18 protein-coding genes are annotated in these 11,098 nt (G+C 64.1%); 7 read left to right on the forward strand and 11 right to left on the reverse strand.

All coding sequences use genetic code 11. The features are described from left to right. The first annotated feature begins 5 nt into the window (after window positions 1-5). The 7 genes from ACFWZ3_RS15110 (at window position 6) to ACFWZ3_RS15140 (ending at window position 5,692) form a co-directional block, all read left to right on the forward strand. Complete coding sequence (locus tag ACFWZ3_RS15110) at window positions 6-782, forward strand: DUF4197 domain-containing protein (protein WP_439708506.1); 777 nt, start codon at window positions 6-8, stop codon at window positions 780-782. A 128-nt stretch (window positions 783-910) separates the two neighbouring features. Further along, window positions 911-1,447, forward strand: a complete 537-nt coding sequence (gene def, locus ACFWZ3_RS15115) for a peptide deformylase (RefSeq protein ID WP_439708507.1) — start codon at window positions 911-913, stop codon at window positions 1,445-1,447. A gap of 50 nt (window positions 1,448-1,497) precedes the next feature. Further along, the gene (locus ACFWZ3_RS15120) at window positions 1,498-2,658 is read left to right on the forward strand and encodes an erythromycin esterase family protein (protein ID WP_439708508.1); all 1,161 of its coding nucleotides are present in this window, start codon (window positions 1,498-1,500) and stop codon (window positions 2,656-2,658) included. A gap of 69 nt (window positions 2,659-2,727) precedes the next feature. Continuing rightward, window positions 2,728-3,480 carry a queuosine precursor transporter gene (locus ACFWZ3_RS15125; protein ID WP_439708509.1) on the forward strand — a complete coding sequence of 251 codons (753 nt, stop codon included), beginning with the start codon at window positions 2,728-2,730 and terminating at the stop codon, window positions 3,478-3,480. After that, entirely contained in the window at window positions 3,473-4,636 is a 1,164-nt protein-coding gene (locus tag ACFWZ3_RS15130) for an acyltransferase family protein (RefSeq protein WP_439708510.1), read from the forward strand. The genes ACFWZ3_RS15125 and ACFWZ3_RS15130 overlap by 8 nt, the downstream gene beginning before the upstream one ends. Before the next feature lie 88 nt (window positions 4,637-4,724). Further along, on the forward strand, window positions 4,725-5,006 hold the full coding sequence (locus tag ACFWZ3_RS15135; RefSeq protein WP_439708511.1) for a hypothetical protein: 282 nt from the start codon (window positions 4,725-4,727) through the stop codon (window positions 5,004-5,006). An 80-nt stretch (window positions 5,007-5,086) separates the two neighbouring features. After that, window positions 5,087-5,692 (forward strand): flavodoxin family protein, encoded by a 606-nt coding sequence (locus tag ACFWZ3_RS15140; protein WP_439708512.1) that lies wholly within the window; start codon window positions 5,087-5,089, stop codon window positions 5,690-5,692. Between the two features lie 195 nt (window positions 5,693-5,887). On the opposite strand, the gene ACFWZ3_RS15145 is transcribed toward ACFWZ3_RS15140, so the two are convergent. The 11 genes from ACFWZ3_RS15145 to ACFWZ3_RS15195 all read right to left on the reverse strand — a co-directional run bounded on the left by ACFWZ3_RS15145 (window position 5,888) and on the right by ACFWZ3_RS15195 (window position 10,661). Further along, complete coding sequence (locus ACFWZ3_RS15145; RefSeq protein WP_439708513.1) at window positions 5,888-6,397, reverse strand: AAA family ATPase; 510 nt, start codon at window positions 6,395-6,397, stop codon at window positions 5,888-5,890. A 135-nt stretch (window positions 6,398-6,532) separates the two neighbouring features. Continuing rightward, complete coding sequence (locus tag ACFWZ3_RS15150) at window positions 6,533-6,847, reverse strand: hypothetical protein (protein WP_439708514.1); 315 nt, start codon at window positions 6,845-6,847, stop codon at window positions 6,533-6,535. A gap of 79 nt (window positions 6,848-6,926) precedes the next feature. Continuing rightward, on the reverse strand, window positions 6,927-7,253 hold the full coding sequence (locus ACFWZ3_RS15155; protein ID WP_439708515.1) for a nucleotide pyrophosphohydrolase: 327 nt from the start codon (window positions 7,251-7,253) through the stop codon (window positions 6,927-6,929). Between the two features lie 74 nt (window positions 7,254-7,327). Beyond that, window positions 7,328-7,813: a GNAT family N-acetyltransferase gene (locus ACFWZ3_RS15160; RefSeq protein ID WP_439708516.1), complete on the reverse strand. Its 486-nt coding sequence runs from the start codon at window positions 7,811-7,813 to the stop codon at window positions 7,328-7,330. A 207-nt stretch (window positions 7,814-8,020) separates the two neighbouring features. Further along, window positions 8,021-8,392 carry a DUF4087 domain-containing protein gene (locus ACFWZ3_RS15165; RefSeq protein WP_439708517.1) on the reverse strand — a complete coding sequence of 124 codons (372 nt, stop codon included), beginning with the start codon at window positions 8,390-8,392 and terminating at the stop codon, window positions 8,021-8,023. A gap of 130 nt (window positions 8,393-8,522) precedes the next feature. After that, window positions 8,523-8,684: a hypothetical protein gene (locus ACFWZ3_RS15170; RefSeq protein WP_439708518.1), complete on the reverse strand. Its 162-nt coding sequence runs from the start codon at window positions 8,682-8,684 to the stop codon at window positions 8,523-8,525. Window positions 8,685-8,782: 98 nt separating this feature from the next. Next, window positions 8,783-9,196, reverse strand: coding sequence for a group I intron-associated PD-(D/E)XK endonuclease (locus ACFWZ3_RS15175; protein WP_439708519.1), 414 nt, complete (start codon window positions 9,194-9,196; stop codon window positions 8,783-8,785). Window positions 9,197-9,233: 37 nt separating this feature from the next. Continuing rightward, window positions 9,234-9,422 carry a hypothetical protein gene (locus tag ACFWZ3_RS15180; protein WP_439708526.1) on the reverse strand — a complete coding sequence of 63 codons (189 nt, stop codon included), beginning with the start codon at window positions 9,420-9,422 and terminating at the stop codon, window positions 9,234-9,236. After that, window positions 9,331-9,732 carry a cysteine peptidase family C39 domain-containing protein gene (locus ACFWZ3_RS15185; RefSeq protein WP_439708520.1) on the reverse strand — a complete coding sequence of 134 codons (402 nt, stop codon included), beginning with the start codon at window positions 9,730-9,732 and terminating at the stop codon, window positions 9,331-9,333. The genes ACFWZ3_RS15180 and ACFWZ3_RS15185 overlap by 92 nt, the downstream gene beginning before the upstream one ends. A gap of 84 nt (window positions 9,733-9,816) precedes the next feature. Next, window positions 9,817-10,188, reverse strand: a complete 372-nt coding sequence (locus tag ACFWZ3_RS15190; protein WP_439708521.1) for a hypothetical protein — start codon at window positions 10,186-10,188, stop codon at window positions 9,817-9,819. A 71-nt stretch (window positions 10,189-10,259) separates the two neighbouring features. Further along, window positions 10,260-10,661 (reverse strand): hypothetical protein, encoded by a 402-nt coding sequence (locus tag ACFWZ3_RS15195; protein ID WP_439708522.1) that lies wholly within the window; start codon window positions 10,659-10,661, stop codon window positions 10,260-10,262. Window positions 10,662-11,098 lie beyond the last annotated feature (437 nt).

Below are 11,098 nucleotides of genomic sequence, written 5' to 3' on the forward strand. Positions count from 1 at the left end.
CTGCCATGCGTCTGCGACCTGCCTGCCTCGGCTTCCTGCTGGCGATCGCCGCGCTGCCTGCTGCCGCCGGCGGCCAGCTCGACGACCTGCTCAAGCAACTGAAACAGGGTACCCACGCCAGCAGTACCGCGCGCGGCGCCAACCTGCCCGGCAGCGACATCGCCGCGGGCCTCAAGGAGGCGCTCGCCAAAGGCACCACCCACGCGATCAACACGCTCGGACGCACCGACGGCTTCTGGGGCAACGCCAAGGTGCGCATCCCGCTGCCGGGCAAGCTCAAGCAGGTGGGCGACCTGGCCCGGAAGCTCGGGCAGGGCGAGAAGGTCGATGCCTTCGAGCTCAGCATGAACCGCGCCGCCGAAAAGGCCGTGCCGCAGGTGGCCGACATCTTCGGCGACGCCATCCGCAAGATGACCCTGCAGGACGCGCGCGGCATCCTCACCGGCGGCGACCATGCCGCCACCGACTTCTTCCGCCGCGTCGCTGGCGACGCGCTGACCGCGCGCATCCATCCGATCGTCGCCCAGGCGACCGACCGCGTCGGTGTCACGCAGAAATACAAGGCGCTCACCGCGGCCGGCGGGGGCGCCGGACTGGGCGACGTGCTCGGCGCGCTGGGCGGCAACGACGGCAAGCGCAACCCGCTCGACCTGGACGACTACGTCACCCAGCAGACGCTCGACGGCCTGTTCACCATGATCGGCGAACAGGAGCAGGCGATCCGCAGGAATCCCGCCGCACGCACCACCGACCTGCTGAAGAAGGTCTTCGGCAGCCGCTAGTGGCGTTTGGGTGGGCTTCGGCCCGCCACGGCGCGCGCCGGGTAATGGGATGAGCCCGCCTGCGAGGCTCGATCTTGCAATCGACCTGCCGCGCCCGCAGACCTGTACCGTTACCACGCGAGGCCCCGATGATCCGCGACATCCTCAAGATGGGCGACCCCCGCCTGACGCGCATTGCTTCCCCGGTGTCCGCGGCGATGATCGGCAGCGCCGAGCTGGATCAGCTCATCCAGGACATGTTCGACACCATGGAAGCCGCCGGCGGCGTCGGCCTGGCCGCACCGCAGATCGGCGTGGACCTGCAACTGGTGATCTTCGGCTTCGACCGATCCGATCGCTACCCGGACGCCCCGGCGGTCCCGCGCACGATCCTGCTCAACCCGCTGGTGACGCCAGCCTCGCAGGACATGGAGGAGGGCTGGGAAGGCTGCCTGTCGGTCCCCGGCCTGCGCGGCGCGGTGAACCGCTTCACGCTGATCCGCTACCAGGGCATCGACCCGAAGGGCCAGCCGATCGACCGCACGGCCGAGGGCTTCCACGCCCGCGTGGTACAGCACGAATGCGACCACCTGATCGGGCGCCTGTATCCCTCGCGCATTACCGACTTCGCCAAGTTCGGCTTCACCGACGTGCTGTTCCCCGGCCAGGGCGAACACGAGGACTGACCCGCCATAATGGCCCGGCGTCGGCGTCGGCGCGCTGCAAGGGAATGCGCATGCGAGTGAGCCTGGCCCTCCTGTGCTTCATCGTGGCGACCGCGTCGTGGGCCCACGCGGCGCCAGCCGCGGCCCCACTGGACCCCGTCATCCACGCGCTGTGCTCGAAAGACGTGGTGCTCCTCGGCGAGGACGCCAACCACGCCGCCGCCACTACGCTCCAGGTGAAGTCCCGACTGGTTGAGCGACTGGTCGCCCGGTGCGGGTTCCGGGGCGTGGTGTTCGAGAGCCAGTTCTACGACATGCTCGCTGCACAGCGCCACCTGGCCGCGGGCTCGGGAACCCGCCAGCAACTCACCGACGCGATCGGGGCGCTCTGGTCGCGCTATCCATCCTTCGCGCCGCTGGCGGATTGGCTGTTCAAGGAGACCAGGGCGGGCCGCATCTACGTCGCTGGCATGGACCCCCAGGTCGGCGGCATCACGGCGTACTACACGCAGCAACGGTTGCCCGGTGTGCTGGCGGGCGTACTGGCCGGCGGACGCCGGCGCACCTGCGAGCAGGTCATCGGGCGCCATGACCGCTGGACGTATGACGACACCCATCCGTTCGATAGCCGCGCCCTGGACCAGTTGCGTGGCTGCCTCCGCGACATCCGCGCGGGGCTCGATGCACGGCCCGCCGGCGTCTCGCCCGACGTGCGGGCGATGGCCGATTCGTACACCGACTACCTGGCGTTCGCCGACGGTGACCCCGGCGGCCTTCGCGACCGCGCGATGTACGCCAACCTGAAGCGCATACGCGCAAGCTGGCCGGCAGGCACCCGCGTCATCGTCTGGTGTGCAAGCGTGCACGCGGCCCGATCGCTGGAGGGGGCAAGGCCCGGCGTGCGACCGTTCGGCAGCTATGTGCACGCCAGTCTCGGCGATCACGCCGCTGCCGTGGGCTTCAGCGCCTTGTCGGGCAGCTACGGTCAGGTCGGCGGCCGCGGCCCGGCGCACACCTTGGTTCCTGCAGCGCCCGGTAGCCTGGAAGCGGTGGCGTATGCGCATGCGGAGCGGGCCCCGCTGCGCTTTCTCGACCGCGGCCAGCTGCGGGCCTTGGGCAAGGTTTCCGGGCGTGCCCTGGTCTACGGCACGCCGTATACGCTCGACTGGTCGAAGGTGCTGGACGGGGTGATCGTGCTGCGCGAGGAATCAGCCGCCGTTGCGAGGCCCTGAGTTCCGCACCGCAGCGGCCAAGGCCCGCTTGACGCTATCCTGCGCCGTTGCCACACGCCAGGGGGCCCGATGGACGCATCCACATCCGCCGCACCGATGCGCGGCTTCCGCTACTACGACCTGCTGGTCGGCGGCATGATCGCCGTGTTGCTGTGTTCCAACCTGATCGGTCCGGCCAAGGTCTGCACGATCACGTTGCCGGTGCTTGGGGCGTTGTCGTTCGGCGCCGGCAACCTGTTCTTCCCGGCGAGCTACATCTTCGGCGACGTGCTCACCGAGGTTTACGGCTATGCCCGCGCGCGGCGCGCGATCTGGGCGGGCTTCGGCGCCATGCTGTTCGCCACGGCGATGTCGCAGGCGATCATCCACATGCCGCCGAGCCCGAGCGAGCCGTTCAACGCGCAACTGCAGCCGGCGCTGGAGATCGTGTTCGGCGGCACCTGGCGCATCGCGCTTGCCTCCATCGTCGCCTACTGGCTGGGCGACTTCGCCAACTCCTTCGTGCTGGCGCGCATGAAGATCTGGACCCGCGGCCGCATGCTGTGGACGCGCACCATCGGCTCGACGCTGGTGGGGCAGGGCGTGGACAGCCTGACTTTCTACCCGATCGCCTTCATCGGCATCTGGGAGGGCCAGACCATCTTCAAGGTGATCGCCTTCAACTGGGCGATGAAGGTGCTGGTGGAGGTGGTGTTCACGCCGCTGACCTACGCGGTGGTCGGCTTCCTCAAGTCGCGCGAGGGCGTGGACACCTACGACGAGCACACCCACTTCACCCCGTTCAGCCTCAAGGACGAGGGCGAGCTCAAGCGCTATGGCTGAGGCAGGCGGGGCGCCTACCGCACGCAACGCCGGCATCGACCTGCTGCGCGGGCTGGCCATCGTGTTCGTGCTGCTCAACCACCTGGGCCTGCCGATGCGCATCCCGCTGAAGGCCACGGCGCTGGTAGACGTGCTGCCGGTGCGGTTGCTGCAGGCGCTCAACTACAACGGCTACGAAGCGGTGTTCGTGTTCTTCGTGATCTCCGGCTTCCTGATTGCCGGCAACGTGCTGGAGCGCTGGGGCAGCCTGGCACGGATCGACGTGAAGGCCTTCTACGCCCGCCGCTTTGCCCGCATCGTGCCGTGCCTGGTCGCGCTGCTGGCGGTGCTGGCCGTGCTGCACGGATTGGGCGTGGCGGATTACACCATCCATCGCCCGGGTCAATCGCTGGGCGGCGCGCTGCTCGCCGCGCTCGGCCTTCACCTGAACTGGTACGAAGGCCACACCGGCTACCTGCCGGGCAACTGGGACGTGCTCTGGTCGCTGTCGATCGAGGAGGCGTTCTACCTGGGCTTTCCGCTGGCCTGCCTGCTCATCCGGCGCACCTGGGTGCTGGTGCCGCTGCTGCTGATACTGGCGCTGTCGCTGCCGTGGACCCGCACGGCGCTGGACGGCAACGAGATCTGGCAGGAGAAGGCGTACCTGCCGGGCATGGCGGCGATCGCCACCGGCGTGCTCGGCGCGTTGTGGTCCGCCCGTCTCGCTTCCATCCCGCCTCGCGCGGCCCGACTGCTGCGCTGGGGCGGCGCGCTCGGGCTGCTCGGCGCGACGCTGGGCGGCCACTGGCTGTGGCCGCTGCTGCACGAGGGCGTGATGCTGCTGCTCACCGGCTCCACGCTGGTGCTGCTGCTCGCCTTTCGCGGCGCGCCGCCGCGCGTGCCGCGCGGCCTGCGCTGGCTATGCAGCTGGGGCCGGCTCAGCTACGAGATCTACCTCAGCCACATGTTCGTGGTGTTCGTGCTCGTACGGCTGTTCCGCTGGAGCGGTGCCGACGCGCGCAGCGGCTACCTCTGGTATGTGCCGGCGTTCGTGGCGTGCTGGGCGCTCGGCGTGCTGATTGCACGTTGTTGGTCGACGCCGTGCGACCGCTGGCTGCGCGACCGCTGGTTGCGTCGCATGCCCGAGCACGTCGAGGCCGTCTCGCCGGTGGGCTGACCATCTTTCCACGCGGGCGGGTGCAGGCTTGTGGCACGCCGCAGCCGGTGCCCCTGCAAAGGAGGCAGGGTGCGCGAGGAAGCTGCCCATGCCCAACACCCTCATCGATCGAGCCATCCGCGAAAGAAGGTCCTTGCGCTTCGTCTACCAGGGCAAGCTGCGTGTCGTGGAACCGCAATGCCACGGCCGTGGGACCCGCGGCACCGAGCTGCTACGTGGCCGGCAAGTCAACGGGGACGAACCGTCCGAGCGTTTGTTCGACGTCGCACACATGGTCGACCTTGCCTTGCTGGACGGGCACTTCGACGGCCCCGGTCCGCACTACCGGCGCAACGACTCGGCCATGGCGGAAGTGTTCTGCCAGTTGTGAAGACGCTGCGCCCGCTCTGCCGACCCCGACTAGACAAGGCCAGGCGCAGACTGCAGGACCCGCTTCGCCAAGGAGCCGCCATGCTCTCCGCCTTCGGCCTCAACTGCACGCTCAAGCGCGACAACCAGCCGTCCTCGACCCAGAAACTGCTCGACCAGGTGTTGCGCGCACTCGATGGCCATGGCGTCAGCACCTCGTACGAGCGCGCGGTCGACCATGACATCAAGCCCGGCGTGAAAACCGACGAAGGCCCGGGCGATGCGTGGCCGGCGATCCGCAAGCGCATCGACCAGGCCAACATCTTCGTGCTTGCCACCCCGATCTGGATGGGCCAGCCCTGCAGCGTCGCCAAGCGGGTGCTGGAACGGCTTGACGCGGTTTTCGGCGAGATCGACGAGCACGGCGTCTATCCCACCTTCGGCAAGGTCGCCATCGTCAGCGTGGTGGGTAACGAGGACGGAGCCCACCACGTCACTGCCGAGCTTTACCAAGCGTTGGCAGACGTCGGCTTCAGCATCCCGGGCGGCAGCTCCACCTACTGGGTCGGCGAGGCGATGCACAAGAAGAACTACATCGACCTCGACCAGACGCCCAAGGCGCTGGCCGGCGCCATCCAGACCCAGGCATCCAACGCCGCCCATCTGGCGGCGCTGTTGCGTGACAAGCCCTATCCCCCCACGCGATAGGGCCAGCGCGCGCGACCCGGGTTCAGCCGTCCGCTGGCGCGGGGCGCACCCGCTGGCCTGCGACGGCAGCACACCGCAGCACGTCCACGTATGACGCCAGCGACGCGGCGAGCACGTGGAGCGCGTGTTCCTCGGGCGCCATGCAGCGCTGCTGGAACGCCAAGGCCGGGCTGGCGCAGCGCACGACACAATCAGTCAGGCCGAGCCCGGGCTCCAATGATTCGCATCGGTAAAGCGATCCAGGCATTCGCGCTTGCGACCGCTGAAGGCATCGAAGATCTGCCGGTGCGCATGGTAGGACCACGGATCCTTCCGTTCGTAGTAGTCCGTAACCCAGGCCTGCAGATTCTCGAGCATGGCGTCCTGCGCTTCCTTTGATGCGTACTTGTGCGGCTCCCAAGGGCGCTGGCGGTTGTGCGCCAGGCAGGTTTCCAGCCCCGGATTGAGGAACACCAACTCCGTGCAGTGGCCCGACGCGGCGCGCACCAGTTCGCCGTAGCAGCCCTCGATGACCCACCGGTCATGCGCGTGAAGAAAGGCTTCGAGCGAAGCCGAGATGGCCTGCGCATCGCGCTGGACCGCGATCTGGTCAGGCTCCCAGACGATGGAATCGAGATCGAGGTGGACCAGGCCATGCTCCCGGGCCAACCGCCTGGCCAGCGTGCTCTTGCCCGAACCCGAATTTCCAAAAAGAAGGACTCGCATGCGGTCTCAAAACTCCCTGTTCGTGTCGGGCTTCAACCGCCGCTCGTGCAGCGGGGCGCAGCCAATGTCGAAAAACCGCAGACCGTCGCTGGCGCAGGAACATACCGTCGACACGGGTGCGGGTTAACCGAATGGCTAGTCGTGTGTGCCACTCATGATGGCCGGAGGCGATGCAGTGATGGAACCGAGCAGGAACATATAGCCATAGCCACCCAAGGTCGCGCCCTTCTTGAAGCCGGGCGGGCCTGGCACGGGCGTTCGTGGTGAAAGGTCGTGAATGCGGCAGTCAGGCATGCACGCCCAGATCGATCCCTTGGGATAGGTCACGAGGATCGAGACCGGCTCCAGGTCCGCGAGCAGGTAGCCGGAAGGACGCAGCGCGGCGTACTGGTGAAAAATCCGGCCGGGCGCGCAAGCGTGCATCCAGAACAGATGCCAACGGGAGCACAAGCCACGCTCATGCCCCGAAGACGCCCCGGCCTGAGGAGTCGTTCGGCCGTTGCACAGCGACCACGGAAATGGGTACGGATTACCTTTCGAGCTCGCGGGACACGTGGGCGGCGATCTCTCGGGTGTTCCTGACGAACTCGGCCTCAAGATCGATGCCGCACTTGTTTGCCAGGACCATGATCGACCACAGACAGTCCGACAGTTCGTGACCAAGCCTGGCCTTGCAGTCATCGATATTTCGCACGCCGGCGTGTGCCTGGACGAGTTTTGCCAGATCCCCTACGTCTCCCATGAAACCAAGCGCAAGTTCCTGTGTAGTCCAGACACGGCCATACGTCTTCGTCTCGAGCTTCTCGTAGAGCGCGTTTAGCTGCAGTGCTGATTGTTCGAGATTGCTGAAGTCCATCTTTTGCCCGCTGAGGTCTGAGCCAGGCGGAGGCCAGAGGTGCAGGCCTGCGGACATCCGCTTACGGCGAAGGATCAGGTGCCATCCTCGACGAACGGCTTGATCATGTTGAAGCTGGAAACCTTATATCCGACCGACTCGTACAAGGCCTGCGCGCCGGGGTTGTGGGCGAAGACCTGAAGCGCCAGGCCGGCCAGCCCAAGACGCCGAGCGTATCGCTCGATGCTGCCAAGCGCTGCGCGAGCGTGCCCCCGGCGCCGTGACTCGGGATGGATTTTCAACTGAATGACGAATGCCACCTTGGCATGGCCCATCGGCATCGCAGCGACCCACGCGTAACCAATCGGCTCCTTCCCGTTAGCTGCGAAGATCTCGAAGAGGTGCTGATCGGGAGTTTCAAGCCCTCGCCAAAGCATGCGCTCCGTTTCGGATCTAGAAAGGTCGAGCGCTTCCGCCGCCCGCCAGCAACCGGCCGTGACGTTCTCTTCTGCATAGAACGCGACGGCTTCCTCGAAGAAGGCCGGGTACGCTTCGGCACGCATTGGGGCAAGAGTTGTCATCAGATCGTCGCAACGCCTGGCGCGGGGGTGAAGCGGCACCGCGAGGCGGCGTCGGCTTGGATGGATGTCAGATGCCGGACCCATGCGCCAGCCGAATTGGCCGAGGCGCCCGAGCCATCGTGCTCAACGAGCGGGAAGTCACTGGGGGCCAGCAAGTGGCGTGGCGGGATCGGCGAGTTGTAACGACGCCTTCGGTACATGGAGCGGTTAGCGCTCCGGTTCCTTGAGCGCAGGATCCTTCCGGCAGACGCTCAAGGGCCGCGCGTGCGCGGAAAGGATGCTGACGATCCGCTGCGTCTTCGTGTCCACGACAGCCTTCATGCAGGCACATCCATACCCGTGCGACCAACCGACGGGCACCCATTGGGAGTCTTTGAACTGGGGCCAATCACCTTGGGCCTCGTAGTCGCCCTGGATGGCAATCGTCCACTCTCCATCGCGATCATGGAGCCAGGCGTTGCCTGGCGTCGGGTTATCGAACCAGCCGCATCGGGTTTGCGGCTTCGCGGCTGCCGCTGCGGAACATCCGCTTGCGAGCATCCACAGAACGCAGATCGTCAACAAAGTGGTTCTATGCATATGTATAACTCGCGTCGAGAGTGCAAGAACTCGTCAGGGTCTTGGCCATGCGGTCTAACGCTGGAGTTAAGCGGCGGCGCAGCCGTCCGCCTCGAACAACCTGTTAGGCAGCGGCACCCGAGTGGCGATACTACACACCAGCAGCGCCATCGAAGAAGCCGGCAAAGAAGCTGCTTACGTTTTCGGCTCCTAACCAAATAACTGCGAACGCGAGGAGGAATAGCGCAATCCGCATCTCTTTCCGATGCCGGGTAACGTAGTTGGCGACAGTAGTTCGGGTTGTGTTGTTCATATTCACTCCTGTGATAATGGAGCGCCGGACTTGCGGCCTAACGCTGGAGTTAAGCGGCGGCGAAGCCGTCCGCCTTGAACGAGTTGTTAGGGCAATAGCTACAAGCCAATGTCCTTCCATGAGTTGGCAGCGCCGGCATACTTGCCGCTAGATTTTGGATTGATTGCAATTGTTGCAGGGAGCAAATGGACAGTAGTAAAGATGTACCAGGTACCCTCGACGCATGAAACCAGTGCATCAACAGCGCCATTTTTATAGGGAGAAGCCTTTGAAGTCATTTTGCCATTGCTACCGACGCAAGGGACTCTGGGTTGGCATGGAATGTTGTATACGCCCGTCGTTGTCTTAGATGCAGTCTTAACCTGAATTCTCTTAAATCCGACATTTGGCACGTCGAGGACAAGGTCATACGGCGAGTCGTCGCCGATGGGGTCGCAGACTGTAGCGCCCCGAGTTGCTGCCTCGGCAGCAAACTGAAGGACAGTTATAGCGCCTCTGCTCTTAGTACCCATCAAAATCCCCAATGAATTTGTTTCATCACCCTAACGCTCAAGTTAAGCCGAATTGCAGCGCGTAGCTGACAACATGGCAAGCTTTTTCTGCCATGTTGTTGGCGTGGCGATGCAATTTCGGCTTGAATGCATTGTTAGGCCGCATGCAAATATACCCCGGCGCCCCGATAGCCCCGAAAATCTTCAATGCGCCCGGCGCGATCTGGATTTGGATCGAGAAGAACATGTTCTCCACCCCGAGACACCAACACTACCCAATGCCAGTATTTTCCGTCCTTGGTTGGGTTCACCTTAACGATGGAAGGTGTTGGTGTTTCTCGAAGAGACCGAAACCGACGTCGCACACAGGACACGCCGAAGTCTTTTAGTAGACGCGTCAGATCCGCGTGAGATGTGAAGTACGAACCATCGGCCTTTTTGAGCCCACGTTTTAGGGCCTGCGCATGGGCAGTGTCATAATCGACGCCGGCGATCATTGCCACGCAGGCAACGCCGCAGTCACCGTCCTCGTAGTTCTTTTGTACGACACGCCTCATAGTGATCCCCTGCCGCCTAACGCTGGAGTTAAGCGGCGGCGAAGCCGTCCGCCTTGAACGCACTGTTAGGCGCGTGGAGCATGGTTACGGAGTCTGTAGCTTTACGGCAGACTCCCTTTGCGTGACGCCAAAGAAGTTGCCAGAATTTAGGTACGTAACGTTGACCACGACGCCATCTTTAACGATGTAGGTGTACTCGATGACGCCGCTACCGCTCTTCGGCTCGATGTCGTACGTAAGGTAGTCTGAGCCAGCGATGTTCATGGATTTATCTGGCGTGCCGACGTACTGAACAATCTCGTCCACCGCCACCTTGTTGAGTGGAAATTTCTTGAGATACGACTTTGCGCGAGTAGCTAGCGTCGGGCGATAGACACCGTTCGGACTCTTGTCCGCTGCGCTTGCACTGCCTATGCCGAGGAAAACTAGCGCGAAAATTAGTACGAGCTTCTTCATGGATGTGCCCCCTGTTTGATGCCTAACGCTGGAGTTAAGCGGCGGCGAAGCCGTCCGCCTTGAACGAGTTGTTAGCGCTGCGAGAGTGCTGCACGAAGGGCCTTCTCGTAGTCGGGCGAGAGGAAAGGAACAAGATGATAGCCATACTGTTGGCTATGCAGGACTATGACGCGCTCCCGCGCCTCGGGGGCTGGTGAGGAGCAGGGAACGACGATCTCTTGTGGCGCGGTAAGACGGCCCTTGAGCACCTCTGTAAAGACAACCCGCACTATCCGGCGATCAGGCACAACGAAGCCAGATTTGCCGGATAGGAGATGCCTCTCATAGTCAGGCCAGCGGTCTGCGACGACGTAACCGGCTTCGATATTGTCTGCGTTCCTGGCATCGGCCCTTGGATCAGGCAGGTCCATAGGGCATGCGATCGTCTCTTGGCTGAAAGCTGCAAGGAAGATCAGGATGGCGATATTTTTCATGCGCTAACGCTGGAGTTAAGCGGCGCGCGGTACGCGCGTCCGCCTTGAACGAGTTGTTAGGCCACGCTACCAGAGCCGCCAAGTAGGCACCAAAGGGTGCGCAAACCAGTGAAGTGCAAGACCTGCGACTGCCCCGCCAGCTAGAGCCAGAGCGAGGCCGAAACGCCTAGGTACTTTAGTGACGACCCAAGCGGCGGCAGCGAACGCAGCAGCAGCACCGAGCATGGTTGCACCGAACAGGACAAGTTCGACAAGGTCGGAGGCACCGTACGGTTCGCCCGGGGCCGAGCCCCAGCCTTGCCACACAAACCGACGTCCCCCCAGTTTTGAGTAGCACCTCGGTTTGGAGTCCAATCCCCCATCTGAAGGAGATTGGACGTGAAGAAACGCTTTTCCGAAGAACAGATCATCGGCTTCCTGCGTGAGGCGGAGGCTGG

Source organism: Frateuria sp. GZRR35 (genome assembly GCF_051900415.1).
Taxonomy (GTDB): domain Bacteria; phylum Pseudomonadota; class Gammaproteobacteria; order Xanthomonadales; family Rhodanobacteraceae; genus Frateuria_A.